Here is a 26,222-nt window from a genome sequence, read left to right on the forward strand (position 1 = left end):
CTCTGGAGGAGCCATGAAGCCGACCCACGTCGCCCTGTTCTCCGCCCTCGGCATGATGTTCACGAGCCTCTCCGTCTACTCCCTGGCCCCGTCCGGGGGCGGGAGCTCCGTCACGGCGGTCCCGGAGGTGATCACCGAGCCGCCCCGCCAGGTCCCCGAGGTGACGGGCGGCGCCGTGGCGGCGGTCGATCCGAGCCGCTTCACCACCGGGTCGAGGCTGATGCTGGAGGGGCGCGTCGGTCACGCGCGCCTGCCTCGCTCGGCGCAGGAGACGTTCCTGATGTTCGAGGTCCGCGGCGACGGGGCGCCCGCGAGGTCGCAGGCGCAGGCGAACCTCTCGCTGGTCATCGATCGCTCCGGCTCGATGAAGGGCACCCGCCTCACGAACGCCGTGCAGGCGGCGACGACGGCCGTGAGCCGCATGAACGACGGCGACGTCGTGTCGGTGGTCACCTTCGACACGAGGACCAGCGTGGTCGTGCCGCCCACCACGGTCGGGCCGGAGACGCGCGGCCGCATCCTCGCGAGCGTCCGCGGTATCTCGCTCGGCGGCGACACGTGCATCTCGTGCGGCATCGAGGAGGGCCTCTCGCTGCTCGGTCAGACGAGCGCCGGCGTGAGCCGGATGCTCGTCCTCAGCGACGGCGACGCCAACCACGGGGTCCGCGACGTCCCCGGCTTCCGCGCGATGGCGCAGCGGGCGCGCGATCGCGGCGTCGCCATCACGACCATCGGCGTCGACGTCGATTACAACGAGAAGATCCTGTCGGCGATCGCGCTCGACTCGAACGGCCGGCACTACTTCGTCGAGAACGACGCCGCGCTCGCGCGCATCTTCGAGGCGGAGGCCGAGCAGCTCACGGCGTCGGTCGCGAGCGGCGCGGAGCTCGCGATCGACCTCGCGCCCGGCGTGGAGCTCGACCGGGTCTTCGATCGCTCGTTCCGGCGGGCCGGCGGTCAGGTCATCGTGCCGCTCGGCGCGTTCGCGGCGGGGGAGGTGAAGACGGTCCTGCTCAAGGTGCGCCTCGGCGGCCTCGGCGGCCTCGGCGGCCCCGGCGGCGACGCGCGCGGCGAGTCCCCCGTCGCCGACGTGGGCCTCACCTACCGGGACCTCGTCGCCAGGACCGACGCCCGGTGCGTGGGCAAGCTCGGCGTCGCGATCGCGGAGAGCGACGGCGACGCGAGCGAGCTCGACGCGCTCGTCGCGGGGCGCGTGCAGCGCAGCGAGACGGCGGCGACGCTGAAGCAGGCCAACTTCCTGTTCGAGCAGGGGCGGCTCGACGAGGCGCGCAGCAAGCTCGACGCGCAGCAGGCGTCGCTCAAGAAGGCGGCCGACAAGGCGAAGGCCAGCGCCCCGGCGAACCGCGCGAAGGACGTGGCGTCCGATTTCGAGGGCCAGCTCGCCGCGCTGGAGCGCGCGGGCACGGACTTCGCCACGCCGCCGGCGTTCGCCACGCCGCCGCCGGCCGCCGCCGCGGGGCCGGGCGGCTTCGCGCAGACCCCGGCGGCGGCGCCGCCGCGGCCCGCCCCGGCGCAGTCCCGCCAGGGCAAGAGCGCCGTCCGCCGCAACGAGGCGGAGGCCTTCGATCTGGCGCGCTGACGCGCGGCGCCCGGCGCGGGCGACGCGGACGGCGCGCTCCGGCCCCTGCCCCGCGGCGATGCGGGGCGTTGACACGCGTCGGGCTTTCGGGTTTTGACTCCCGGCGGTGGGCGTTCGACCTAGGGCGAGCCGGCCGGGAAACCGCCGGACGGGTGGCGACGGCGCGCAGGGCTCGCCGCCGCGCGAGCCGCCGTCGACCCGGAAGGCGACCCCCGCGCGGCGCTCGCGCGGCGCGGGGCAGCGCTCGCCGGCGTCGCGGCGCCCTGCCCAGCCCCGGGCCGGGCGCGGGCGCGCGCTGCTCCTCGGGCTCGCGGGCGTGATCGCGGTGGCATGCGCCGCGCTCCTCGCGCTGGTGTTCGGCTTCGGGCGCGCGAGGGCGCCGGACCGGGGGCGCGTCGTGGAGATCAACTGGCCGGGCGGGCTCGACGCGGGCGAGGCGGCCGCGCTGCTCGCGGCCGAGGGGCTCGTCGAGAGCGAGCGCGCCATGGCGCTCTACCTCGGCGCGACGGGCGGCACCGAGGCGTTCGTGCCGGGCCCTCACCTGCTCTTCGAGGGCGCGACGCCGCGGGAGCTGCGGCAGCTGCTCACGCGCGCGGAGGGGCGCCCCACGGCGAAGCTCACCATCCCCGAGGGCTTCAGCCGCTTCGACATCGCCGCCCGGCTGGAGAAGCTGCGCATCGCCGGCCGGAAGACGTTCCTCGCGGCCACCGCCGACGGCGCGTTCCTCGACGCGCTCGGCATCGAGCGCGGCGGCGCCGTGGGCGCGGAGAGCGCGGAGGGGTACCTCTTCCCGGCGACGTACGAGCTCGCGCTGGACTCCGACGCGCGCGACGTGGCGCGGCGCCTCGTCGCCGAGTCCGACCGGCGGTGGAGCGCGCTCGCGGCGCAGGGCAAGGACGGGCTCGCGGCGCTCCAGGCGACGCTCGGCTGGGGTCGCCGCGAGGTGCTCACGCTGGCCTCCATCATCGAGAAGGAGGCGGTCGTCGAGGAGGAGCGGCCGCTCATCGCGAGCGTGTTCCTGAACCGGCTCCTCGATCCGAGCTTCCGCTCTCGCAAGCTGCAGTCCGACGCGACGGCGCTCTACGGCTGCGTCGCCTCGCCCGAGGAGGCGCCGTCATGCGCCGAGTGGGGCGGCAAGGCCACGCCCGCCGTGGTGCGGGATCCGAAGAACCGCTACAGCACCTACGCGCACCCGGGGCTGCCGCCCGGGCCGATCGCCAACCCTGGGGCGCCGTCGATCGCGGCCGTGCTGGCGCCCGCGGCGACGAAGTACCTCTATTTCGTGGCCGCGGGCGGCGGCCGCCACCGGTTCAGCGAGAGCCTGGACGACCACAACGACGCCGTGCAGAAGCGCCGGGACGCGACGGCGCCCTAGGCGCGGGACACGAACGCAATCCAGCATACAAACTGCGCCTTCGGGCGCGCGACGGACCCCTTCCCTCCGGCACGGAGTCCCTCACGCGCATCACGGCGGCTCTCCGCGCGCAGCGATCGGATCGTCGTTCCTCGCGTTGCCTCGGCCGCCCCCGCTTCCTGGATCTGCGCGCGCCGCGGTGTAGATTCGCGCGCCATCATGCGCCGTCCCGCTCCGTTCCTCGTCGCGCTCTCCGCTCCCCTCGCCGTCGCTGCCGCTGTCGCCAGCTGCTCGCCGCGTACCGCGCCCCCGGCCGAAGTGACGCAGGCCGCTTCCGCGACCGCCGCTCCGTCCGCTCCCCCCGACCCCGCCGCCTCGGCCTCGAGCGCTGCTCCCATCGCCAGCGCCGCGCCAGCCACCAGCGCGGCCCCCGCCGCCAGCGCCGCGCCCGCCGCCAGCGCCGCGCCCGCCGCCAGCGCCGCGCCCGATGCGGCGGCGCCAGCCGACGCCGGGCCGCTCCCGAAGGTCAAGGTCGCCAACATCGGCATGCACATCGGCGGCGGCCCGCACGACGACTTCACCAAGGAGCCGATCAAGCGCTCGGTCGCCCCCCACTTCGACGAGCTCCGCCGCTGCTTCGCGCTCGCCGAGGACCCGACCAAGGGCGGCGACTTCGGCATCGATCTCCGCATCGAGAAGGACGGCGGCAAGGCCGAGGTGCGCAAGCCGCGGACGGCGCTCAAGGGCCAGGCGTTCACGAAGTGCGTGGTCGGCGTCTTCGAGCAGATCGACTTCCTCAAGCCGAGGAAAGGCCCCACGGTGGTGAGCTACTCGCTCCGGTTCACCCCGTGACAGGGCCCCGGCTCACCCGTGGCGCCCGAGGTTCGGCAGCGACCCGCGCGAGGCCTCGACCGCCGTCTCGCCGGCGCGGTCGAGCGCGTACTTGAAGAGGATCGGGCCGAACACCTCGTTCAGCGCCACGCACCCGACGACGAGCGCGCGGAAGCCGGCGCCGAGGCTCGGGAACGCGCGCTCGATGGTCAGGCTGATCCCGAGCGTCAGCCCGGCCTGCGAGACCAGCCCGCACCACGACCACCGCCGCAAGAGCGGCGGATCGTCCGCCAGCCGGTTGCCGATGCGGTTCGCGACCCACGTCACCAGGGCGCGCGAGACGCCGAAGAGCAGCGCGACAGGCCACATCTGCCGCAAGAGGGGCAGGTCGAGGTGCGCGCCGGCCGTCGCGAAGAACAGCACGAACACCACGCTCGCGGCGTCCTCGACCGCGTGCACCAGCTTCTCGCCCTGCTTCGACAGGTTCGCGACGACGAAGCCGGCCACCACGAACACGAGCAGCGCGTCGAAGCGGAGGTACCGCAGCACCTCCGTCGCGCCGAAGCCGAGCGCCACGAACACGAGGATGAGCTGGCGGCCGATCAGCCGCATGTAGGCCGCGAGCGCGAGGCCGAGCGTCGTGCCGATCGAGATGCTCCCCAGGATCTCGCGGCCGAGCAGCTCGATCTCGTGCATCGACATCGTCGCGCCCGGCTCGAGGAGCGGCCGCACCGTGGAGAGCGTGACCGCCGTCACGACGATGACGATGATGTCCGACGTCATCACGAACGCGAGCGTGTGCATCGCGACGGGGCCGGTCGCGCGCGTCTGGGAGAGGATCCCGAGCACGGCCGAGGGGCTGCGGGTGACCGCGATGACGCCCCACAGGACGGCCACGCCGAGCGCCGCCGTGGTCGAGAGCTCGGCCGCGAACGGCACCAGCGAGCGCGCCGCGTAGAAGACGCCCGTCATCGCCACGAAGACGAGCACCGTCTGGACGAGGTTGTGCAGGAGGATGCTCTTCAGGCTCTTCTTGACGACGTCGATCCGCAGCTCGGCGCCGCCCGCGAGCGCGATGAGCGCCAGCGCCAGCGCGTTGACCCGCGAGATCTCCTCGACGGCGTGGTGGTCGACGAGCTTCAAGACGTGCGGGCCGGCGACGATGCCCGCGAAGATGTAGCCCGAGATGTGCGGCAGGCGGAGCGGCTCGACGAGCTCGCTCGCGAGCGTGCCCGCGAGCAGGAGGAAGCCGATCGACGCGACCGCCCCCGCGGGCCCGTGCTCGTGAGGGACCGCGCGCGTCGTGGCGTAGAGCAGCCCGAACAGGATCACGAGCGCGACGGCGTGCGTGAGGTGGTTCAGCGGCCCCTTCGGGGCCGACCCGTGGTGGCGCGCGGAGGGCGCGCCCTGCTGCTCGGCGGGCGCGCCCGGATCGGCCGGCGCGGCCGGGCCGGCGGGCGAGGCGGGCTCGACGTCAGGGAGTGCTGCGGCGCTCACGGTGACACCTCTTCGTTCCTCATCCCTCCCCCACGCTGCGCCGCGGGCGACGGCGGGCCGCCCCTCTCGCCTCCGTCGCCGGGCGCGGCGCCGCGCCCGGCGCGGGCCAAGCCGCGGCCGAAGTAGAGCGACTCCCGCTCGGGCGCGGCGAGCTCACCGGCCTTGCGGAGCGTGGCGCGAAGCGCCTGCGGCCCGACGAGCTCGCCGAACACGGCCGCGGCCGTCGCGGCGAAGAGGACGGTGTGCCCGACCGGGCCCGGAAAGCGCAGCGCGAAGGCGAGGCCGACGCTCATCGCCACCGCGCCCGACGAGAGCAGCCCGAGGCCGAGCCACGGCGACGTCTCGCGCGCGTCGGGCGACACGACGCGGAAGACGAGCCCGGTCGCGAGCTTGCCCACGAGCCTCGCCCCGAGCGCGATCGCCACGATCCAGGGCAGGAACGGCGCCGCCTTCGGGTTCACGTGCGCGCCCGCGAGCAGGAGCGCCGGCAGGATGACCGGCCGCTCGGTCGGCGCGACCATGGCGACGATCTCGTCGCGGTGCCGCGACAAGGCGGCGATCGTCACGCCCATCGCGAACGCCGCGAACAGCGGCGACAGGCCGACCCGGGCGCTCGTGCCCATCGTCAGCAGCGAGGCCCCGAGCAGCACGCCCCAGCTCTGGATCAGGCGGAAATCGCTCCCGAGGAGCACGACCGCGATGAGCCCGAGCACCACGCCGATGAGCGCCGTCACGACCGTCCACCCCCAGAACGGGATCGGCCACTGGGCCGTCGCCTGCGGGACGAGCGCGAACGCGCCGCCCATCATGAGCAGCGGGCCGAGATCGTCGCAGTCGGCGATGTCGGCGATGAGATCCGAGAGCTTGCCGCTCGCGCTGTAGCGCTGCGTGACCCACAGCACGGCGTGCCGCGTCGTCTCGGCGGAGACGGCGCCCACGCCCGCAGCGAGCAGCGCGCGGTCGCCGCGATCGAGCGAGGGAGCGCCGTGGGCCGCCGCGAACCAGACGGCGGCGGCCACCGCGCCGCCGGTCAGGAGGCTCATGAGCACGCAGAGCGCCATCCGGGACGGGCGCACGCGGCGGCTGCCGACGAAGCCGAAGTCGAGGCCGACGACCAGCGCGAGCCAGCCGAGCGCGACGCCCGCCACGGGCTCGAACGCGGCGAGCGACGAGGGCTCGAGCAGCCCGAGCGCCGAGGGCCCGAGCACGAAGCCGAGCACGACGTACTCGGCGCCGGAAGGGAGGCCGATGCCCCGGAGCACGCGGCCGCTGACGAGCGAGCTGCCGAGGTACGACAGCACGAGGAGCCCCATCAGGAGCCAGACGGCGTTCACGAGGCGGCGCTCCGGTCAGCCGGCGCGGGCGCGGCGCGCCGCGCGCCGCCGGAGGACGCCGGCGCGCGCCCGAGCTGGATGTCCGCGGCGACGAGGGCCTGCGCGACCGCGGTGAGCCAGCGGCTGCGCACGTCGTCGCCGTCGCAGGCCATCGTGGCCCGGAAATGAGCGCCCCCCTCGTCGATCGCGACGAGCGCGGCGCGGGCGCGGCTGCCGAGGCCCGAGCCCGTCTTCAGGAGCAGCTCGCGCACCCGATCGAGATCGGCGGCGGGGTCGACGCTGATCTCGACGGCCACGACCGGAGGGCGGCCGCGGATGCGCGTCGGGTGGAACAGGCTGAGCAGGTGCGGCACGCGCACGACGCAGCCGTCCTCGTCCTCGAGGCGCGCCTCGAACAGCGTCAGCTCGCGGACCCGCCCGGCGCGGCCGCCCACGTCGGCGATGTCGCCGACGCGCAGGCGCCGCCCGTAGATGACCGAGAGGCCGACGGCCGCCGACGCGATGAGCGGCGTGCTGGCGAGCCCGGCCGCCGCGAGCACGACGAAGCCGATCCGCGTGAACGCCCCCTCGTCGGTGCCGGTGATGAGCGGGGCCGCGAGGAGCAGCGCGGCCACGAGGATGCCGAAGCGGACAAGGACGCCGGTGGCGACCGCGAGATCGGACGGGAGCCACCCCAGCGACGTCTCACCCCGGCTCACGCTCCCGAAGAACAGCCCCACGAAGCGGATGAGGACGATGACCGCGAGCGTCGCGAGGATCGCGAGCACGAGCACCGGGACGCTCCGCGCGATGCGCCCCATGAGCTCCGACATGGGCGCGAGCACGAAGCCGGTGAGCTTCTCGCTGGTGCCGCGCGTGGAGGCGAACAGGGAGAGGGCGAAGAGGATCCAGATGTAAGCGATGCCCAGCCGGACGAGGACGCCGGCGGCGCCGAGCGCGACCGAGAGCGCGCCCTGCGACGCGGCGGGCCGGAGCATCTCGATGCCGCGGACGTGCAGCGCCGGGAGCCGCTCCGGATGCTCGGCGACCCAGGCGCGCCCTCGCTCGACGAGCTCGCCGACCTTGCGGAGCAGGAGCAGCGCGATCAGCCCGGAGAAGACGAGCAGCGAGAACGAGAAGACGCTCGTCGCGAGGCGGCTCCGGCTCTGCTCCTTGGCCAGGACGTCGCGCACCGTGCCGGCGACCGCGGCGGCGTGGCCCGCGACCGTGGTGTGGCCCGCCGCCGCCGCGTCCTCGGGGCCGAGGTGGACGAGCGGGCGGTCGCCGACGTAGACGACCGCCACGCCGTCCTGCTCGGCGACGCGGACCTCGGGGACCGCCTTCTCCTGGGCGGCGCGCTCCAGCACGCGCGCCGCCTCGCGGGCGCGCTCCGGGGGAGAGAGGCTGCCCCGGTGCACGCGGAGGGCGAAGACCGTCCTGCCGAGCAGCTCGACGCGCGCCTCGGGCTGCTCGACCACGGGAGGCGAAGGCGGGGGGTCGGGAGCCACCGGCTCGCCCTGGTCAACGGCCGGGGCCGGCGGCGCCACCGGCGCGGACGTCGGCGCGACCGGCGCAGGCGGCGGCGCGGGAGGCCGAGCGACCGGGGCGGGCGCCAGCACGACCTGCGCGGACGCCGACGGGGCCTCCGCGGGCGATGGCAAGACCTCTACGAGCGGCGGCTGGACCGAAGGATCCGGCGGGGGCGCGAGCTGCGTGGGCTCGAACGAGGCTGGCGGGGGCGCGAGCTGCGAGGGAGAGGGCGCAGCCTGCGAGGGGGCGGGCGCGGCCTGCGAGGGGGCGGGCACAGCCTGCAAGGGCGCAGATGCGGCCTGCAAGGGCGCAGATGCGGCCTGCGAGGGCGCGGGCGCGGCCTGCGCCGGCCCGGCGAACGCAGCGCCGGCGGGAGCAATGAGGCCGGCAAGCGCGACCAGGAGCGCGGGGAACAGCCGCTGCACGCAGGCACTCTCGGCCGGAGGCAGGCCGCCGGTCAAGCGGCGCAGGACATGAAACGGCCTCGGCAGGCAGCCCGCGAGCCAGGCGTCGTCGCCTCCAGGCGATCACGCGCGCTCGAGTTCGCCCGGAATCCTCGATCCCCGGGCTCATTCGATGATCGATCGCCTTGCCGCCGAGGCACGGCGCTGGCAGGGCGCCCGCGTGGCAAGGACCAACAGATCGGTCGCCCCGTCGCTGCTCGTCGGCGACATCGGAGGCACCAACACCCGGCTCGCTCTCTACGGCGGCTCCGGCGGCCGCCCCCTCTCCGAGGCGGTCTTCCGCAGCCGCGACCACGCGAGCTTCGAGGAGATCGCCCTCCCGTTCCTCGTGCGCAGCGACGCCCCTCACCCCGCCGTCGCCGTGCTCGGCGTCGCGGGCCCCATCAAGGACCAGGTCGCCACCGTCACGAACCTGCCCTGGCGCCTCGCGGAGCGCGAGCTGTCGCGCCGGCTCAAGATCGCGCGCGTGCTCCTGGTGAACGACCTCGTCGTCGGCGCCACGGGCTGCCTGCACGTCGCCCGCGCATCCATCGAGCCGCTCACGGAGCGCAGGCCGCGGCCGAAGGGGAACAACGTGGCCGTCATCGCCGCCGGCACGGGGCTCGGCGAGGCCCGGCTCCTCTGGAATGGCGCCCGCCACGTCACGCTCCCGACCGAGGGAGGTCACGCCGACTTTGCCCCGCGCTCCGCGGTCGAGGCCGAGCTGTGGCAGTTCCTCGCCGAGCGCCACCCGGACCACGTGAGCTACGAGCGGGTCCTCTCGGGCGACGGGCTCGGCGCCCTCTTCGACTTCTTCGCCCGCGCCGCCCGCGTGCCGCGCGCGATCGAGCGCCGCCTCGCCGAGGGCGACCGCAACGCGGCGATCGCCGAGCTCGGGCTCGCCCGCGCGTTCCGGCCCGCCGCGCGCGCGGTCGACCTGTTCGTCGAGATCTACGGCGCCGAGGCCGGCAACCTCGCCCTGCGCGAGCTCGCGCTCGGCGGGGTCTTCGTCCTCGGGAACATCGCGAGGAACCTCGTCCCCCAGCGGCGCGAGCTGTTCATGAAGTCCTTCGTGAAGAAGGGGCGCCTCAGGCCGCTCCTCGAGGAGGTGCCCGTCGCGGTGGTCACCGATCCCCTGGTCGGCGTGCGGGGCGCGCTCGCCGTCGCCAGAGAGCTCGCCGCCGCGGAGCAGCCCCGGGCCCGCGCGGCGGCCCGGAGGCCCTGACGCCCCGTGTCCTCGTGCCCACGACGGAGGCATGGAGTCGCGCGCGCAACTCCATGCCTCCGAATCGAGCAGCGCTGTCGGTCCGAGGCGGATGAGCGCGAGTTCGCCCCAGGGTGCCGAGAGGCCATATCGCGCGGCGCCGCCTCGTGGCAGGCAGGCTCCGAGCAGGAGCGGACGAGCTCCTCGCGCGCGGCCGCACGCTCCCCCTCACGTTCAAATCGAGCGGCCGCGCGCGGCCTCGCGGCGTTGACACGCTGGTGGCACGGTGCTTTAAGACCGACACACCTGACGCTCGTACAGTCGGGGGAAAGAGAAAAGAAGGTCACGTCATGGCAACTTCGGTCGTTCTACCTGATGGGAAGGTCCTCGCGCTCGAGGATGGCGGCACGGCGTTCGACGCCGCCCGGGCCATCTCGCCGAGGCTCGCCGAGGCCGTCGTCGTCGCGCGCGTCGACGGGGTGGTCCAGGACCTCCGCGTGCCCCTCCGGGACGGCGCGAAGCTGGAGTTGCTGAAGGCGGACACGGCCGAGGGCAGGGACACGATCAACCACTCCGCCGAGCACCTCATGGCGACGGCCGTGCTGCGGCTGTTCCCGGGCGCCAAGGTCACGATGGGCCCGAAGAGCCATGGTGACGAGTTCTATTACGACTTCGACGTTGCCGGTCGGACCTTCACCCCTTCCGACCTCGAGATGATCGAGGCCGAGGTGAAGAAGCTCATCGAGCAGAAGGTCAAGTTCGAGTTGCATTCCGTCCTCAAGAAGAACGCGCTGAGCTACTTCGAGAGTTTCGGGCAGAAGAACGAATACAAGGAGGAGATCCTCTCCTGGATCCCCGAGGACAGCATATCGATCTATCGCTGCGGCGAGTTCATGGATATCTGCCGCGGCCCGCACCTGCCCCACGCGGGGTTCATCAAGGGGTTCAAGATCACCTCGTCCTCGGCGGCCTACTGGCGCGCCGACGCCACGAAGCAGTCGCTCCAGCGCGTGCGCGGCGTGGCGTTCCCCAACAAGGACGACCTCGACAAGTACGTGCGCCGCCTGGAGGAGGCGAAGAAGCGCGACCACAGGACGCTCGGGCGGGATCTCGAGCTCTACCTCGTCTCCGAGCGCTACGACTCCCACGCTTACTCCGAGAAGGACGAGATCGACCTCTACGTCGGCGTGGACGCGGAGGCGCCCCTCGACCGCGCGCTCGTGGAGCACACCCTCGGCGCCGTGGTCTCGGCGTTCCCCGGGCGGACCCTCCGGCGAACGGTGAAGTTCGGCGAGGCGCCGAAGGCGCCTCCGGGCGGCGGCGACGAGGCGCGCCCGCGCCTGCACGTCCGGCTCCGCGGCGCGGCGGCGCAGGAGTCGAAGAGCGCCTTCAGGGCCGCGGTGAGCGCCCGGAAGGACGCCGACGTCGAGGTGCACTTCGAGCCGCACTTCGTCGAGGAGATCGGGGCCGGCCTCGTCATGTGGCTCCCGAAGGGCGGGCTCCTGCGCACCATCATCGAGGACCAGTGGCGCAAGATGCACCTCGAGGAGGGCTACGACATCGTCTACTCGCCGCACATCGCCAAGGCGGACCTGTGGAAGACCTCGGGCCACTGGGACTTCTACCGGGAGGGGATGTTCTCCCCCATGTCGGTGGACGGCCACGACTACTGCTGCAAGCCGATGAATTGCCCGTTTCACATCCTCATGGTCAAGAGCCGGACGCGGAGCTACCGCGAGTTCCCGATGCGCCTCGCGGAGCTCGGGACCGTGTACCGGTACGAGGCCGCGGGCGTCATGCACGGCCTCATGCGCGTGCGGGGGTTCACCCAGGACGACGCGCACCTGTTCTGCCGCGCTGACCAGGTCGAGCAGGAGATCCACCGCGTGCTTCGCTTCATCCTGAAGATGCTCCGCACGTTCGGGTTCGAGCAGTTCGACATCAACCTCTCGACACGGCCGGAGAAGTACGTCGGCGGCCTTGAGGACTGGGCCAAGGCCGAAAGCACCCTCGCGGGGGCCCTAAAGGCCCTCGACCTCGAGTACACGGTGGACCCGGGCGGCGGAGCGTTCTACGGGCCGAAGATCGATATCAAGCTGGTCGATGCGCTCGAGCGTAGGTGGCAGTGCTCGACGCTCCAGTACGACTTCAACAACCCGGAGCGCTTCACGCTCGGGTTCGTGAACGCCAAGGGAGAGCTCGAGCAGCCGATCATGCTCCACCGTGCGCTGCTCGGCTCGATCGAGCGGTTCATCGGCGTGCTCCTGGAGCACCACGCGGGCGCCCTGCCGGCGTGGCTCTCACCGGAGCAGGCGCGCGTCGTCACGGTGTCGGACAAACACAACGACCATGCCGAGCAGGTCACCCAGGCGCTGCGCGCTCACGGCATCCGGGCGAGCTTCGTCCGGAGCTCGGAGAAGCTCGGCGCGAAGATCCGCGAAGCGCAGGTCGAGAAGATCCCGCATATGCTCGTCATCGGCGACAAGGAGGTCGAGGCGAAGGGCGCCACCGTCCGGCTGCGTGACGGGAGCGACCGCGGCTTCATGAAGACCGAGGCGCTCGCCGAGTTCTTGCGCGAGCAGTGCGCGATCCCCGTCGTGACGTGACGTTACCCGGCCTGCGCGGCGGCGGCGTCGAGCAGCCAGACGAGCCGCCCGGGCCCGCCGCGCACGACCCGCGCCGGCACCTCGTCGGCCGGGCCGGGCCGCTTCGCCTGCGCCACGACCCCGCGCTTGCCCGCCCCGCGGGCCAGGAGCAGCTTCAGCCGCGCCTCCTGGATCACCGGCGCCGTCAGCGTCAGCCGGGGCTCCAGCCCCTTGTCCGGCTGCGCCGGGATCGCGGCGACCAGGCGGTCCTCGATGCCCGCCGCCCCCGTCCCGGGGAACAGCGAGGCCGTGTGCGCGTCGTCGCCGATCCCGAGCGTCATCACGTCGAAGGAGACCGCCGACGCGACCCCGAACCGCGCCCGCAGGAGCCGCTCGTACCGCGCCGCAGCCCCGTCGAGGTCCGGCGACTCGCCCTCCATGCGGAAGAAGCGCTCCTCCGGGATGGGGGCCGCCGCCAGGTCCCGGCGCGCTGCGCCGTAGTTCGAGCGGGGGTGATCGGGCGCGACAGCGCGCTCGTCCACCCAGAACCACTCGGTCTGCGCCCACGGGAGCGACAGCGCCGCGAGCCGCTGGTACGCCTCCGACGGCGTGCTCCCGCCCGACAGCGCGACGCGCGCGACGCCGCGCGCGTCGACCGCCGCCGCGATGGCGCGCGCGATGAGCTCCGCCCCGAGCCGCGAGAGCTCCGCCGCGTCCGCCGCGACGAGGGTCTCCTCACCACCGTTCATCTCGGTCCTCCTGTCGGCCCTCGTCAAAGGGCGCTCCACTTCGCCGCGGCGAGCACCGCCTCGCGCAGCAGCCGATCGCCCTCCAGCGAGTCGATCGTCTTCGCCAGCACCCACGTCTCGTCCCGGTAGCCGAGCGGGTGCAGGTGCTCTGCCGACCGCGCCCCCTCCATCGTCCACCGCACCGTGCCGGGCGCCTTGTCGAGCCGCACGCAGCCGAGCGCCAGCGGCTCGCCGCGCAGCGACGTCCACAGGCGCACGCCGTCGAGCCGCCGCCACGCCTGCGCGTCCGCCGGCGCCGGCGGCCCGTCGATCAGCGCGATCTCGATCGGCGCCCCGTCCGCGCCGCGGGCCCGGCCGACCACGCCGCCGCCGGACAGCGCGGGCCCCCGCGACTCGAACGTCCAGCCGAGCCGCGAGCCCATCCAGCCGAGGAACAGCGCCGCCGGATCCGGCTTCGCCCCCGCGCTGCGCGCGATCTCCACCCGCCGGATCGCCCGGCACGCCTCCGGCATGTCGTCGAAGAACCGGGCCACGAGCTCGCGGAACGAGAACGTCCGCACGAACGCCCGGTCCGCGAGCGGCGCCCTCGTCCCGCGCGCGACCTCCGCGATGCGCTCGATGCACGTCTCGGCCGAGTCGAACACCAGCCGATCGCAGATCGGCGCGAGCGCGTCGCCGAGCACGTTCGGCGCGCCAGGCGCGAGCTCGACGATCACGGCCACGTCGGAGATCGTGAGCGCGCTCACGACCGAAGCCACGCGCTCGGCCGCGGCCACCCCGAACGTGAGCTCCACGCGGTCGTAGCAGATCGGCACCTCGCCGGCGCGGCGGCACGTGGCCGACCAGTCGGCCTGGACGCTCACCGGGTCGAGGCGGTCGTCGAGCGTGATGAGCAGGGTGCGGCCCGCGTGCGTCTCGGCGAGGTCCTCCGCCTGCTCCTTCAGGCGCTCGACCTCGGCGCGGCTGCCCACCGCGACGAAGTTCATCGTCGACGCTCGCGTCTTCGCGGCCGGCTCCGCCCGCGACTCGTCGGGCGCCGACCAGAACTCGGCGAGCTCCGACTCGACCCGCTTGATGACGTCGGCGACGCGGCTCACGGCCGCCTCCACGCCCGCTCCGGGGCCTTCCCCCCGTCGCCGGCCCCGCACACGGCGCGTACGTCGTCCGACGAGGGCTCGACGAGGGCGTCGGCCTCCGGCGGGCCCCAGCTGCCCGCGGCGTAGCGCGCGATCGGCGCGCCCTGCGTCCGCCACCCCTCGAAGATCGGATCGACGAAGCCCCACTGCGCCTCGACCTCGTCGGCGCGCGTGAACAGCGTGGCGTCGCCGCGCAACGCGTCGAGCAGGAGCCGCTCGTACGCCTCGGGCGTGCTGGAGCCGAACGCGGCGCCGTACCGGAAATCCATCGTGACGCCGCGGATCGCGATGCCGCCGCCCGGGATCTTCGCCGCGAAGCGGAGCGAGATGCCCTCGTCGGGCTGGAGGCGCATCACGAGCGCGTTCGGCTCCTCGGTGGCGCCGGGGGCGCCCTTGAACAGGCCGTGCGGGAGCGGCTTGAAGTGCAGCACCACCTCGGCCACCCGCTTCGCCAGCCGCTTGCCGGCCCGCAGGTAGAACGGCACGCCGCCCCAGCGCCAGCTGTCCAGGTGGAGCTTCATCGCGACGTAGGTCTCCGTCGTCGAGTCCGTCGCGACGTCCGGCTCCTCCGTGTAGCCGGGCACCTTCTCGCCGCGCACCATGCCGGGCCCGTACTGCCCGCGCACCGTCGACGACAGCGCGTCCGGGCCCGCGATCGGCCGGAGCGTGCGGAGCACCTTCACCTTCTCGTCGCGCACCGCGTCCGCGTCCCACGACGACGGCGGCTCCATCGCGACCAGCGTGAGCAGCTGGAGCGCGTGGTTCTGCACGATGTCCCGCGTGATGCCGACCTTCTCGTAGAACTTGCCGCGGCCCTCGACGCCGATCTCCTCGGCCACGGTGATCTGCACGTGATCGACGTGCTGGCGCGACCAGAGCGGCTCGAAGATCGTGTTGCCGAACCGCAGGACGAGGAGGTTCTGGACGGTCTCCTTCCCGAGGTAGTGGTCGATCCGGTAGATCTGCGACTCCGCGAGGTGGGCGAGCAGGTCGCGGTTGAGGGCGCGGGCGCTCTCCAGATCCTCGCCGAACGGCTTCTCGACGACGACGTGCTGGAACGGCGCGTCCTTCTCGTGCGACGGCGGCGCGACGAGGTTCGCCGCGCGCAGGCCGCGCACGATGGGCGCGAACTGATCGGGGGCGACGGCCAGGTAGAAGACCCGGTTCTTGCGGGTGCCGCGCTCGGCGTCGAGCCGCTCGAGCTCCGCGGCGAGCCGGGTGTACGTCTCGGCCTCGTCGAACGCCCCCTGCACGTAGCTGATGCCCTTCTCGAGCTCGCTCCAGGTCGCCTCCTCGAGCGGGCGCCGCGAGTACTTCCCGACGGCCTCGCGCATCTCCTTCGCGAAGTCCGGCTTCGGGCGCCGCGCCACGCCGACGACGGCGAAGCCGCCGGTGAGGAGCCGGCTGAGCGTCAGGTTGTAGACCGCGGGCAGCAGCTTGCGCCGCGTCAGGTCGCCCGAGGCGCCAAAGATGACGAGCGCGGCCGGCGAGGCGGTGCGCTCCTCGGGCATCCCTTCGCGAAGCGGGTTCTTCTCGGCTTGGGTCATGGTGGATGAGCTCCGGTCGGTGACGACGACGGGCACGATGCTCGCGCGCCTCCGCGGCGTAGGGTAGTCCGGATCGCACGCGCGGGCGCGGAACGAAGCGAGAACGATGCCGGAGGTCGCGCGACGAGCGCGACGAGCGCGACGAGCGCGACGACGACCTCGCGCGGGCGTGCCGGCGGAGCGCGCCCGCACAGCCCGGCGCCCGCGCCGAGCGTGCCCGCCGGCTCGCGGCGCCCTTCCATCCGATCGCGACCGGTACTAGGCTGCTCCGCGCGATGGCCGCGCCGGTGCTCCCGCGAATCCGCGTCCCCCACCCCCACGTGCGAAGCGATAGCCAGGTGCTCGCCGGGAGCCCCCACGTCCTCGGGTCGCGCGTCCCGGTCCGGCGGCTCTGGGCGTGGCACCGCGGCGGCGCGTCGGTGGAGACGCTGCTCAAGCGGTACCCGAACCTCGGGCCCGCGCGCGTGCTCGACGCGCTCGCGTTCGCGTACGACAACCAGGACCTCATCGAGGCCGACATCGCGCGGGAGCAGCTGCTCTTCAAGAAGCAGGGCGGGCCCACGGTCGGCGCGCGCCCGCTTTCTCAGCTGAACCTCCCCTTCGACGAGGACGACGAGTGAGCGGCGCCCGAGAGGGCGCGGCGGGCAAGGGACGGGGCGCGCGCCGCGCGTGAGGCGCCGCGGGCGAGACGCCGTGCGCGCCGCGCGAGCTCCCTCGGGCCATATATATATGTGAAACGCCTCGCGCCACCTGCGATGCAGACCGCCGTCCCCGCGCGATGAGCTCAGCTTGATTCTTTACAGCCATCCTGACTTGGGGCAATGAGGGCCGTCCGTCGCTGGAGCCCGCGGTGCGGGGCTGCTCGGCATTACGAGTGACCGTCGCGCAGGATCGCGGCTGTCCCAGCTTTCAAGGTCGCGGCTGCTGGTGTAGGGTCCGCGCTCCATGGGGTACCGATCGAGGTGCCGGAGGGATTCTGAGATGAGCGTCAATCGATGGAAGTTGTTTGCGATGCCCGTGGCCCTTCTCGGCCTGGCTTCGCCTCTCCTCGTGAACTGCGGCGGCAAGGGGATCCCGGGTGCGGACAGCCTTCCTGGCCCCGCCGGTGACCTGGCGTCGGCCGCGAGCGGCTGCGACGAGATGAAGAACGGCGGCATCGCGAACCTGAAGTTCGACGGCGGCGCCGAGGTCGAGGGCAAGATCAAGGGCTTCCTCGAGGCGGCTGCGTCGCTCGACAAGCTCACCGTCGCCATGGAGGCGGACCTCATCGCCTCGTGCGGCAAGCTCGGCAAGGACCTCGGCATGAGCGAGGCGGAGCTCAAGGCCGATCCGAGCGGCGGCAAGGGCGCCGAGAAGGTCTGCGGCGCGGTCTCGGCCAAGGTGAACGCCGCCGTGAAGGCGAACGCCGAGGCGAAGATCACCGTCCAGATCGATCCGCCGAAGTGCTACGCCGACATCACCGCCATGCAGAAGTGCCTCGGCGATTGCGGCTCGCCGGTGCAGCCCGGCAAGCTCGAGGCGAGCTGTGAGGGCGGCGAGATCAGCGGCAAGTGCGACGCCGAGTGCAAGGGCAAGTGCAGCGTCGAGGCCGGCGCGGCGTGCACCGGCACCTGCAACGCGAGCTGCTCGGGCAAGTGCGACGTCGGCTTCAAGGGCACCTGCGGCGGCAAGTGCGACGGCAAGTGCGACGGCAAGGAGTCGAAGGGCGCGGCATGCGCCGGCTCCTGCGAGGGCAAGTGCGACGCCAAGGCCGAGGGGTCCTGCTCGGGCACCTGCGAGGGCAGCTGCTCCGGCTCCTGCGAGGTCAAGGCCGCGGCGAAGTGCTCGGGCTCCTGCTCCGGCGGCTGCAGCGCCGAGATCAAGGAGCCGAAGTGCTCGGGCGAGTTCAAGCCCCCGAGCGTCGACCCGAGCTGCCAGATGCAGTGCACGGCGAAGACCGCCGGCGAGGCGAAGTGCGATGCGCCGAACGTCCGCATCGTGGCGACCGGCAAGGTGAACGCCGACGCGCAGAAGCTCGTCGCCGCGCTCCGGACGTCGCTCCCGGCGATCGCGAAGGTGCAGCTCGGCTCCGGCAAGAAGCTGGCGGCGGCGGTGTCCGGCGTCGGCAAGGCGGGCGTCGAGGTGAAGGACGTGGCGCTCAAGGCCGGCGGCAAGGCGGTCGCCTGCGTCGCGGCCGCGGTCGACGCGTCGGCCAGCGCGACGGCCTCGATCGACGTCAACATCAAGGCGAGCGCGAGCGTCAGCGGCTCGGCGAGCGGTTCGGCCAGCGGCGGGACCTGATCCCCGGCGCGGCCTGAGCGCGGACGCGGCGGCGGTCCCCTCCCGGGGGCTGCCGCCGTCGTCATTTCAGGCGCCGAATCCGGGCTCGCGGCGCAGATCTGGATGCGAGCTCACTTTTCCGGTCGCGGGGCGCGATGGCCGAGATCGGCGCCGGATGCGCCGCCCAACGTTGCACGCAGGTTTCTTGGCCAGACAGCCGCGATGCGGCAAGCCGTCAAGGCGGCGTGCCTCCGGGAGGCGGCCAGGCCATTGCGCGCTGTCGCGGCGCTCGTCCGGGGTATCATGGTGCGTCGGCGAACGATGACGGGGTACTCGGAAGGGCAGGAGCGATGGTCGGCGATCCCTTGATCGAGCGCGGCGCCAGGATCGGCGAGTACACGATCGACGATCGCCTCGGCGAGGGCGGCTTCGGCGCCGTGTTCCGCGGCCGCGACGGGGCCGGAAACGACGCCGCCATCAAGATCTTCAAGGACGTGAGCGCCCAGAACGCCGGGCAGCTCTTCGCCCAGCAGAACGAGATCGAGGCGCTGCTCCGCCTGCGCCACCCCTCGCTCGTCAAGCTCTCCTCGTACGGCGTCCTGGACGGCGTGGGCCTCTACCTGGCGATGGAGCTCGTGCAGGGCGAGACGCTCGACCGGTACCTGGCACGGATGGGCTCGCTCGACACGATCGAGGCCCTGCGCATCGCGCGCCGCGTGGCCGAGGCGCTCGCGCACTGCCACGCGCTCAACGTCCTCCACCTCGACCTCAAGCCGAGCAACATCGTCCTCACCGATCCGTACGAGCCCCGGCTCAAGATCCTCGATTTCGGCCTGGCGACGCTCACCGTGAGCTTCCAGCCCGAGCACGCGCGCGTCAACGCGGGCACCATCGCGTACCTGGCGCCCGAGTGCCTGAAGCGGGGCGCGCTCGGGCGCCCGAGCCCCCGGATGGACCTCTACGCGGTCGGCGTCATGCTCTACGAGCTGCTCGCTGGCCGGCTCCCGTTCTCGGACGGCACCGTCAACAGCGTCATCAACCAGAAGGTCTACGGCACGCTCGTGCCGCTCGCCCACGCGGCGCCCGAGACGCCAGCGCCCGTCGTCGCGCTCGTCGAGGAGCTCCTGGATCGCGACCCGGCGCGGCGCTTCTCCAGCGCGGCCCGGCTCTGCGCGCGGCTCAAGGAGCTCTATTACGTCACGCTCCACGGCACCTCGCAGCCCCCGGCCGGGGCCGAGGCGGAAGCGCACGAGCGCGACGCCGCCGCGCCGGAGACCTTCGACGACGCGCACGACGCGCCCTTCGTCGGCCGCGAGCAGGAGCTCGGGCGGCTCATCGAGCTCGTCCAGGGCGCGATGCGCGGCGAGCCGCGGCCGGCCGTGGTGGTCGGCGACACGGGCGTCGGCAAGAGCCGCCTCGTCGCCGAGCTGCTCCGGAGCGCCGAGCAGGCGGGCACGGCGATCGTCGCGTACGGCCGGTGCAGGGAGCTCTCCGGGCTCGTGCCCTACTCCGCGATCCGCGAGGCGCTGACGCAGATCGCGCTCTGGCTGGAGCGGCACGGCGACAGCCGGGCGGCGCGCATCCGCCGGCTGGTGAGCCTCGTGATCGCCGACGACGCCGCCCTCCTCCGGGGGCTCGTGCCGGAGCTGACGCGCGCGGTCGGGCTCGCCGACGAGGGCGGCGCCATCGGCCCGGGCGGCACGCGCTGGATCGCCGATCTGATCCTGCGGCTGCTCGGCGCGATCTCCGAGGAGATCCCGGTCGTCCTCGCGATCGAGGACGTGCACTGGGCCGACGAGGCGACGCAGGAGGTGCTGCTGCGCCTCTCGGATCAGCTCGGCGAGATGCCGGTGCTGCTGCTCGGCACGGCGCGGCCGCCCTTCGCTCGCGGCTCGTCGCTGCCTCCGCCCGGCTCGTCGCTGCCTCCGCCCGGCTCGTCGGCGCTGCGCGGCCCGCCGGGCTCGTCGCCGATGACGCCGCGCTCGGTGGGGTGGCTCGCGTGGAAGGACGTCGAGCGCCTCGACCTCGGCCCGCTCCGGCCCGAGGAGAACCGGGCGCTCCTCTCCGCGCTCGGCCGCGGCGCGGGGGACGACCTCGTCCAGGAGCTCGTGCGCCGCGTCCCGCTGCTCGCCGCGGGCAACCCGCTCTTCAACATCCAGGTCGTCCGCAACATGGAGACCGAGGGCTTCCTGCAGCGCAACCGGAGCGGCGCGCTCGAGATCTCCCGCGCCGACGCGCATTACCTCGCGCCCGCGTCGGTCTCGGACGTCCTCTCGCGCAGCATCGACGCGCTCGATCCCACGACGGTCCAGGTCCTCGGCGTCGCCGCGCTCATCGGCCGCCAGTTCCTGCGCGACGATCTGGTCGAGCTCGGGCTCTTCGACCCGGCGGAGGTCGACAGCGCCCTGCGCGACGCCGCGGCGCACTACGTCTGCCTCGGCGAGGACGGAGGCCTCGCGTCGTTCTCGCACGACGCGGCGCGCGAGCAGCTCGCCGCCCGCGTGCCGCCCGAGGAGCGCCCCGACTACCACGGGCGCATCGCGCGGCGCATCGAGCTGCGCGGCGGCGATCCGGGGACGCTCGCGCACCACGTCGAGCGCGCCGGCGATCTCGACCGCGCCGCGTCGACGTACCTGCTCGCGGCGAACGAGGCCGATCGGCTCCAGGATCCGCACGGCGCCAGCCGCCGGCTGAAGCAGGCGCTCGCGCTGCTCGAGCGGCTGCCGCTCGACCCGGGGCGGATCGAGCTCAGGGCCCGCTGCGCGCACGAGCTCGCGCGCGTGGCGTGCCTGCTCGGCAGCACGGCGGAGCCGCTCGATCTGCTCCGCCGCACGCAGGGGGCGCTGCCGGAGACGCCGCTCGTCACGGCGGCCCTCTCCAGCGCGCTGTCGCGCGTGCACTACGTGCGGGGCGAGTTCGCCGACGCGGTGGCCCACAGCCGCAAGGCGCTCGAGGCGATCGGCTCGAGCCCGGAGCTGCGCCCGTACCAGTGCCTGCCGGCGAACATCCTCGGGCGCGCGCTGTGCGCGGCCGGCAAGGTGGGCCCGGCGACCGAGCCGCTCCGCCGCGGCTGCGAGCTCGCGGAGGCGGCGGGCGAGTACGTCGAGCTCTGCCACTCGCGCGGCATCCTGTGCGTCGCGCTGAGCCAGTCCGGCTTCTACGCCGAGGCCGAGCAGAACGCCGCGGACGCCGCGCGCCTCGCCGAGCGCCTGCGCGACCCGGTGCGGCTGCTCGGCACGTGGTTCTACCACGCGGTGCTCGCGGAGGGCCGGTTCGACTGGGATCTCGGGGTCCGGTCGACAGCGCAGCTGCTCTCGTACGCCGAGGAGCACGGCCTGAGCGGGCTCTACCTGTACATGGGGACGATGTACGCGGGCCGGCACCAGTTCCACATGGGCCAGCTCACGCGGGCCCGCGTGCTGATCGCGAACGCCGTCAACCTGAGCGGCGTGCTGGGCATCGGCATGGGGCGCGGCTGGGCGGAGGGGTACCTGGGCGACGTGTACTTCGTGCAGGGCCTGCTTCGCGAGGCGCTGGCCGCCTACGAGCGGGCGATCGAGATCGGCTCGGCGGGGACGGGCGACGCGTACGCCGTGAGCCTCGGCCGGGTCGGCCGGATGCACGCGCGGGCGCTGCTCGCCGACGACGCCGGCGACGCCGGCCAGGCCGGCGATCTCGCCGCGTACGGCCGGGAGACGCTCGATCTCATCCGCGCGTCGGGCAACCGCACGCTGCTGGTGACGGCGCTCGAGCGTCACGCCGAGGCGCTCGACGCGCTGGGTGACGGGGGGGCTGCGCGCGGCGTCCGCGCCGAGCGCGCGGCGCTCGTCGAGGAGCTCGGCCTGACGGATCCGACGTTCTGGCCGCGCGTCCCGGCCGAGGCGGCGTTCCAGGGCCCCCCGCGGGCGTACTGGTCCGATCTGCCGCGCGAGGTCCGGAGCGCGGGCCCGAGCAACGTCGGCACGACGCAGATCGTGGGCGCGACGGTGGCGGAGCTCGCGGCGGCGGCGACGATCGCGGTCCCGGAGGAGGAGCTCGGCGGGCCGACGATCGTGGCGATCCCGCGCCTCCGCCACGTCACGCTGCTGGAGACGCTGGCCTCGGTGGAGGGCTTCGTCCCCCGCTTCGACGGGCCGGAGGCCCCGCCGGTCGCCAAGTGACGGCGGAGGACGGCGGCGCCACGCGGGCGGGGCTGCGCGAGCAGGGATCCGCGGCCGCTGCGAAGGTCGCCTCGACGGCGGGCTGTGAGCGTGATGCGCGCTGCGCGGGCGCTGCCACGGCGCCGGCCGGCGCGGTCGAGGTCGTGCGCACGGCGCTCGCCCACGCCTGGGCGATGCTGTTCCTCGTCGTGCTGCTCCCCGTCGGGCTGCTCTGTTTTCCCTTCGATCCCCGGCAGCGGATGCACGACCGGCTCTCGGTCGTCTGGGCGCGCGGGGCGCTCTGGCTGGTCGGCGTGCGCATCGAGGCCGAGGGCGTCCAGCACGCGCGGCCGGGGGAGCGGTACGTGATCGCGGCGAACCACCAGAGCACGCTCGACATCCTCGCGTTGCTCGTGGTGCTCCAGGCGCGCACGCCGATGCGCTTCCTGGCGAAGCGCGCGCTGTTCCGCGTGCCGGTGCTGGGCTGGGGCATGCGCCTGTACGGCCACACGCCTGTCGACCGGCGGCGCGCCCGCGGCGCGCTGGCGGATCTCGGCGAGGCGCAGCGCAACGTGATGCAGCGGTGGTCGACGATGTTCTTCCCCGAGGGCACGCGGAGCGCGACGGGCCGGCTCCTGCCCTTCCGGCTGGGCGCGTTCCGGACCGCCTCGGCCGCGGGCGCGCGCGTCCTGCCGGTGACCATCGACGGCGCGGGCGCGCTGCAGCCGAAGGGGCGTTATGCCGCCGCGCCCGGCGTCGTGCGGGTCGTTGTGCACCCGCCGCTCGACCCGCCGGGGGCGTCGCTCGAGGCGCTGCACGCCTCGATGGCGGCGTGCAGGTCCGCCGTGGCGTCGGCGTTGCCGGAGGCGCTCCGGGACGGGGGTGAGGCGGCCGCTCGCCCGGACCGCTCCGAACAGCGTCGCTGAGACGGGCCCACGACGCGCCAGAGCAGCGGGCCGCGCGAGGCGAGAGGTTCCAGATCGAGTTCTCCATCCCCGGCCCTGGCGGCGCGAGCCGGCACTTCGAGGCCACCGGCCAGCCCATCGCCACCGCCAGCCCGCGCCCCGCGGAGACGGCGGAGCGCGGCGTGATCGTCATCCGCGACATCACGGACCGGAGCCTCCGCAAGCTGCAGGATCGCTTCATCGCGATCGCGAGCCACGAGCTCCGTACGCCGCTCGTGCCCCTCCACGGCTACCTCGACATGCTGCTCAGCCTGCTCCCCACGGACGGCGACCCACGCCTCCGCCGCTTCGCGTCGCTCGCCCGCGTCCAGAGCGACCGCCTCGCGCGCCTGGTCGACGATCTCGTGAGCGCGAGCCGCATCCAGACCGGCAAGTTCGAGCTCCAGCTCGAGGACGTGGACCTCGTCCCTCTGGTCGCGAGCGCCGCCGAGAGCGCCCAATCGCTCTCGGCCACGCAGAAGATCCACGTCGCGCTGCCCCCCGGCACGGCGGAGCCGCTCGTGGTGAAGGGCGACGCCGCGCGCCTGGAGCAGGTCCTCATGAACCTGCTCGTCAACGCCTTCAAGCACGCGGGCGGCACCCCCCAGATCGAGGTGCGATTGCGGCGCGCCGGCGGGGGCGCCGAGCTCGACGTGGAGGACTACGGCCCGGGGATCCCTGCGGCCAGCCTGCCGCACCTGTTCTCGAGCTTTTACCAGGTGGAGAGAGCCGGCCACCCTTCCGGCGGGGGCATGGGCCTCGGGCTCTTCATTTGCAGGGAGATCGTCAGGGCGCACGGCGGCCAGATCTTTGTGCGCAGCACGGAAGGCAAGGGGGCGACCTTCACGGTCAGGCTGCCCCTGATCGAGGACCGACAAGCACACGACTGATGCGCTGAATCGACGCCGCTCTCCTGCGCTCGCACGCGGCCGGCCGGGCGGCGCTGCGGGGAGGAACCAGGCCCATGAAGGGGACGATCTTGGTGGTGGAAGACGACCTGGATTCGAGCAACATGCTCCGGGAGCTGCTGGGGATGGCCGACTATGCTGTCGAGTCGGCCGAGACCGCCGACGAGGCGATCGCGGCGTTGACGGAGCGGCGCTACGACGCCGCGTTGCTCGATCTGACCGTATCCGGCGCGACGACAGAGGAGCTGATCGAGCGGCTCCGGGGCGTGTCGGATCGGCCGCCCATCGTGCTCTTCTCGGCGCGGACGCCCGATGATCTCCGGGCAGCGGCCGAGCAGCTCTCGGCGGCGGCCGTGATCCAGAAGCCGGCGAGCATGGGCGTGCTCCTCTCCACCATGGCACGGGTGGTCCGCCCGCCTTCGTAGGCGGCGCCTGCGCGCGGGGCCGCACCTCTCCTCTTCTCGTCTGCTTCGCTTCTCCCCCTCTCCTCAGCGAGGCGCGCTGTGCCGGAACCGGACAGCATGCGCGACTGCGGCACGGCCGGGCGCATGGATGTGAAGCGCTACGGCGGCATCGCCGTGGTCCAGGATCCGAAAGACGCCCTGTTCTCGGAGATGCCGCAGAGCGCGCTCGACAACGTCCCGGTGGACCACAGTGTCCCCCTGGCGCAGCTGGCGCCGCTCCTCATGGATCTGGTGCAGCAGGTGGGCCGGTGGAGCCCCGGCAGAGCGGCGAGCGGCGACAGGTGGAGCGACGGTGGATGCGATCGAGAGCGATTTCACCTGTCCGGGGTGCGGAGGGAACCTGATCCGGAGCGACGACGGCGCGATGCTCCAATTCAGGTGCAAGGTCGGCCATCGCTACTCTCCGGAGGGTCTGGAGGACGAGCAGGCTTCGGCGCTCGACGCGGCGCTGTGGATCGCGCTCCGCACGATCGAGGACAACGCGGCGCTGGCGCGGCGGATGGCGGCGCGCGCGGCGGAGCGGAACCAGCCGCTGTTGCTGGCCCTTTACGAGGAGCGAGTCCGGGTGGCCGAGGAGCGGGGCACCCTGGTGCGCCGGGCGCTGCTGGGCACCGGCGAGGGCAACGGATCGATGGGGAGCGCCCGCCCGACGCGCCCCGGGGGGCGGCTGCCGCCGACGGGGTGAGCGGCCGCTCGCGGAGCTGACAGAGATCGCGGCGCCGCCGAGGGGCGCGGCGGGCGAGCGCGCAATGGCGCACGATGGCCAGAAGGGCTAGGTGTGGCCCATGGATTTCGCGAAGGTGATGGGCGAGCTGGAGCGGCTCGGCACCGAGCAGAACCGCAAGGTGTACCGGCGCCACGGGATGACCGATCCGCTCTTCGGCGTGAGCTTCGCCCACATGAACGCGCTGGAGAAGCGGATCAAGCGCGACCACGAGCTCGCCGAGGCGCTCTGGGCGACGGGCAACGCCGACGCGAGGACGCTGGCGGTGGCGATCGCCGATCCGGAGCGCTTCACCTGGGACAAGCTCGAGGCGTGGCTCGACGGCCTGCGCTCGCCGGTGCTCATCGACCTGCTCATGAAGCGCGTCGCGCTGAAGACGCCGTTCGCCCGGGACGCGATGGCGCGCTGGACCGCGTCGAACGACGAGTGGCTCGGCCGCGCGGGCTGGACGCTCCTTGGCCTGCTCGCGACCGAGGACCCATCGCTGCCCGACAGCGTGTTCGAGGAGCGGCTCTCGGTGATCGAGGCGTCGATCCGCCGGGCAAAGAACCGCGCCCGCGAGGGGATGAACAATGCGCTCATCAGCATCGGCGGGCGGAACGAGCCGCTGCGCGGCATGGCGCTCACGGCGGCGCGGCGCATCGGCAAGGTCGAGATCGACCACGGCGAGACGAGCTGCAAGACGCCCGACGCGACCGCCTACATCGAGAGCATCTGGGCCAGGAAGCCGGCGAAGCCCGCCAAGGCCGCTGCGAAGCCCGCCAAAACCGCCGCCGCGAAGCCCGCCAAAACCGCCGCCGCGAAGCGGGCCCGCTAGTTCCACCCGCCAGAGCATCGGGGGAGAGATTTCAACGCAAAGGCGCAAAGACGCGAAGGCGCAAAAAAGAGAACAGATTCTCATGCATTTTTGCGACTTTGCGTCTTTGCGTTAAAAATTCTCTTCACTCGTGAGACAGGTCCCTGGCGGCCTGTAGGACACGCGGAACCAGGGCGCG

General features: G+C 73.4%; 19 protein-coding genes and 1 pseudogene. 14 read left to right on the top strand and 6 right to left on the bottom strand.

Annotated elements, in window-relative coordinates; all coding sequences use genetic code 11:
* Positions 1-13: 13 nt before the first annotated feature.
* The 3 genes from WMF46_RS23675 (at position 14) to WMF46_RS23685 (ending at position 3,806) form a co-directional block, all read left to right on the top strand.
* Positions 14-1,600, top strand: a complete 1,587-nt coding sequence (locus tag WMF46_RS23675; RefSeq protein WP_437987669.1) for a vWA domain-containing protein — start codon at positions 14-16, stop codon at positions 1,598-1,600.
* Positions 1,601-1,706: 106 nt separating this feature from the next.
* On the top strand, positions 1,707-2,975 hold the full coding sequence (gene mltG, locus WMF46_RS23680; RefSeq protein ID WP_437987670.1) for an endolytic transglycosylase MltG: 1,269 nt from the start codon (positions 1,707-1,709) through the stop codon (positions 2,973-2,975).
* A gap of 198 nt (positions 2,976-3,173) precedes the next feature.
* Positions 3,174-3,806 carry a hypothetical protein gene (locus tag WMF46_RS23685; RefSeq protein ID WP_437987671.1) on the top strand — a complete coding sequence of 211 codons (633 nt, stop codon included), beginning with the start codon at positions 3,174-3,176 and terminating at the stop codon, positions 3,804-3,806.
* Between the two features lie 12 nt (positions 3,807-3,818).
* Here the strand turns inward: WMF46_RS23685 and WMF46_RS23690 are convergent, their stop codons facing one another.
* The 3 genes from WMF46_RS23690 to WMF46_RS23700 are packed head-to-tail and all read right to left on the bottom strand — an operon-like array spanning position 3,819 to position 8,550.
* On the bottom strand, positions 3,819-5,282 hold the full coding sequence (locus tag WMF46_RS23690) for a cation:proton antiporter (protein ID WP_437987672.1): 1,464 nt from the start codon (positions 5,280-5,282) through the stop codon (positions 3,819-3,821).
* Positions 5,279-6,616, bottom strand: coding sequence for a cation:proton antiporter (locus tag WMF46_RS23695; RefSeq protein WP_437987673.1), 1,338 nt, complete (start codon positions 6,614-6,616; stop codon positions 5,279-5,281). Before WMF46_RS23695 ends, WMF46_RS23690 begins: the two co-directional genes overlap by 4 nt.
* On the bottom strand, positions 6,613-8,550 hold the full coding sequence (locus tag WMF46_RS23700) for a mechanosensitive ion channel domain-containing protein (RefSeq protein ID WP_437987674.1): 1,938 nt from the start codon (positions 8,548-8,550) through the stop codon (positions 6,613-6,615). Before WMF46_RS23700 ends, WMF46_RS23695 begins: the two co-directional genes overlap by 4 nt.
* 151 nt (positions 8,551-8,701) lie before the next feature.
* On the opposite strand from WMF46_RS23700, the gene WMF46_RS23705 reads away from it, so the two are divergent.
* Both WMF46_RS23705 and thrS read left to right on the top strand, forming a co-directional pair.
* Positions 8,702-9,793, top strand: coding sequence for a glucokinase (locus WMF46_RS23705; protein WP_437987675.1), 1,092 nt, complete (start codon positions 8,702-8,704; stop codon positions 9,791-9,793).
* A gap of 329 nt (positions 9,794-10,122) precedes the next feature.
* Entirely contained in the window at positions 10,123-12,378 is a 2,256-nt protein-coding gene (gene thrS, locus WMF46_RS23710) for a threonine--tRNA ligase (protein ID WP_437987676.1), read from the top strand.
* Positions 12,379-12,380: 2 nt separating this feature from the next.
* Here thrS and pgl read toward each other — a convergent pair whose 3' ends face one another.
* Genes pgl through zwf form a run of 3 tightly spaced genes read right to left on the bottom strand, consistent with a single transcriptional unit; the run spans position 12,381 to position 15,789 of the window.
* Complete coding sequence (gene pgl, locus WMF46_RS23715; RefSeq protein WP_437987677.1) at positions 12,381-13,106, bottom strand: 6-phosphogluconolactonase; 726 nt, start codon at positions 13,104-13,106, stop codon at positions 12,381-12,383.
* 23 nt (positions 13,107-13,129) lie between these two features.
* Complete coding sequence (locus WMF46_RS23720) at positions 13,130-14,203, bottom strand: glucose-6-phosphate dehydrogenase assembly protein OpcA (RefSeq protein ID WP_437987678.1); 1,074 nt, start codon at positions 14,201-14,203, stop codon at positions 13,130-13,132.
* On the bottom strand, positions 14,200-15,789 hold the full coding sequence (zwf, locus tag WMF46_RS23725; RefSeq protein ID WP_437987679.1) for a glucose-6-phosphate dehydrogenase: 1,590 nt from the start codon (positions 15,787-15,789) through the stop codon (positions 14,200-14,202). Before zwf ends, WMF46_RS23720 begins: the two co-directional genes overlap by 4 nt.
* 275 nt (positions 15,790-16,064) lie before the next feature.
* Here zwf and WMF46_RS23730 point away from each other — a divergent pair, with 275 nt between their 5' ends.
* The 9 genes and pseudogenes from WMF46_RS23730 to WMF46_RS23770 all read left to right on the top strand — a co-directional run bounded on the left by WMF46_RS23730 (position 16,065) and on the right by WMF46_RS23770 (position 26,044).
* A complete protein-coding gene (locus WMF46_RS23730; protein ID WP_437910777.1) occupies positions 16,065-16,409 on the top strand; it encodes a DUF433 domain-containing protein in 345 nt (114 codons plus the stop codon).
* A gap of 391 nt (positions 16,410-16,800) precedes the next feature.
* Positions 16,801-18,069, top strand: a complete 1,269-nt coding sequence (locus tag WMF46_RS23735) for a hypothetical protein (protein ID WP_437987680.1) — start codon at positions 16,801-16,803, stop codon at positions 18,067-18,069.
* Between the two features lie 329 nt (positions 18,070-18,398).
* The gene (locus tag WMF46_RS23740) at positions 18,399-22,208 is read left to right on the top strand and encodes a serine/threonine-protein kinase (protein WP_437987681.1); all 3,810 of its coding nucleotides are present in this window, start codon (positions 18,399-18,401) and stop codon (positions 22,206-22,208) included.
* The gene (locus WMF46_RS23745) at positions 22,205-23,113 is read left to right on the top strand and encodes a lysophospholipid acyltransferase family protein (protein WP_437987682.1); all 909 of its coding nucleotides are present in this window, start codon (positions 22,205-22,207) and stop codon (positions 23,111-23,113) included. Before WMF46_RS23740 ends, WMF46_RS23745 begins: the two co-directional genes overlap by 4 nt.
* 161 nt (positions 23,114-23,274) lie before the next feature.
* Positions 23,275-24,021, top strand: coding sequence for a sensor histidine kinase (locus WMF46_RS23750; protein ID WP_437987683.1), 747 nt, complete (start codon positions 23,275-23,277; stop codon positions 24,019-24,021).
* 74 nt (positions 24,022-24,095) lie between these two features.
* A complete protein-coding gene (locus WMF46_RS23755; RefSeq protein WP_437987684.1) occupies positions 24,096-24,464 on the top strand; it encodes a response regulator in 369 nt (122 codons plus the stop codon).
* A 96-nt stretch (positions 24,465-24,560) separates the two neighbouring features.
* Positions 24,561-24,710: pseudogene (locus WMF46_RS23760) on the top strand (chemotaxis protein CheB); the annotation flags it as partial.
* A gap of 85 nt (positions 24,711-24,795) precedes the next feature.
* Positions 24,796-25,188: a hypothetical protein gene (locus WMF46_RS23765; protein ID WP_437988051.1), complete on the top strand. Its 393-nt coding sequence runs from the start codon at positions 24,796-24,798 to the stop codon at positions 25,186-25,188.
* A gap of 100 nt (positions 25,189-25,288) precedes the next feature.
* Entirely contained in the window at positions 25,289-26,044 is a 756-nt protein-coding gene (locus tag WMF46_RS23770; RefSeq protein WP_437987685.1) for a DNA alkylation repair protein, read from the top strand.
* The last annotated feature ends 178 nt before the right edge of the window (positions 26,045-26,222 follow it).

The organism is Sorangium sp. So ce117 (assembly GCF_051524395.1).
Lineage (GTDB): Bacteria > Myxococcota_A > Polyangia > Polyangiales > Polyangiaceae > Sorangium > Sorangium cellulosum_B.

What these genes read in the sequence shown, in the direction of transcription:
- WMF46_RS23675 (WP_437987669.1), top strand. Translation starts at nt 14, where the DNA reads ATGAAGCCGACCCACGTCGCCCTGTTCTCCGCCCTCGGCATGATGTTC.
- WMF46_RS23685 (WP_437987671.1), top strand. Translation starts at nt 3,174, where the DNA reads ATGCGCCGTCCCGCTCCGTTCCTCGTCGCGCTCTCCGCTCCCCTCGCC.
- WMF46_RS23705 (WP_437987675.1), top strand. Translation starts at nt 8,702, where the DNA reads ATGATCGATCGCCTTGCCGCCGAGGCACGGCGCTGGCAGGGCGCCCGC.
- thrS (WP_437987676.1), top strand. Translation starts at nt 10,123, where the DNA reads ATGGCAACTTCGGTCGTTCTACCTGATGGGAAGGTCCTCGCGCTCGAG.
- pgl (WP_437987677.1), bottom strand. Translation starts at nt 13,106, where the DNA reads ATGAACGGTGGTGAGGAGACCCTCGTCGCGGCGGACGCGGCGGAGCTC.
- zwf (WP_437987679.1), bottom strand. Translation starts at nt 15,789, where the DNA reads ATGACCCAAGCCGAGAAGAACCCGCTTCGCGAAGGGATGCCCGAGGAG.
- WMF46_RS23730 (WP_437910777.1), top strand. Translation starts at nt 16,065, where the DNA reads ATGGCCGCGCCGGTGCTCCCGCGAATCCGCGTCCCCCACCCCCACGTG.
- WMF46_RS23735 (WP_437987680.1), top strand. Translation starts at nt 16,801, where the DNA reads ATGCCCGTGGCCCTTCTCGGCCTGGCTTCGCCTCTCCTCGTGAACTGC.
- WMF46_RS23740 (WP_437987681.1), top strand. Translation starts at nt 18,399, where the DNA reads ATGGTCGGCGATCCCTTGATCGAGCGCGGCGCCAGGATCGGCGAGTAC.
- WMF46_RS23755 (WP_437987684.1), top strand. Translation starts at nt 24,096, where the DNA reads ATGAAGGGGACGATCTTGGTGGTGGAAGACGACCTGGATTCGAGCAAC.
- WMF46_RS23770 (WP_437987685.1), top strand. Translation starts at nt 25,289, where the DNA reads ATGGATTTCGCGAAGGTGATGGGCGAGCTGGAGCGGCTCGGCACCGAG.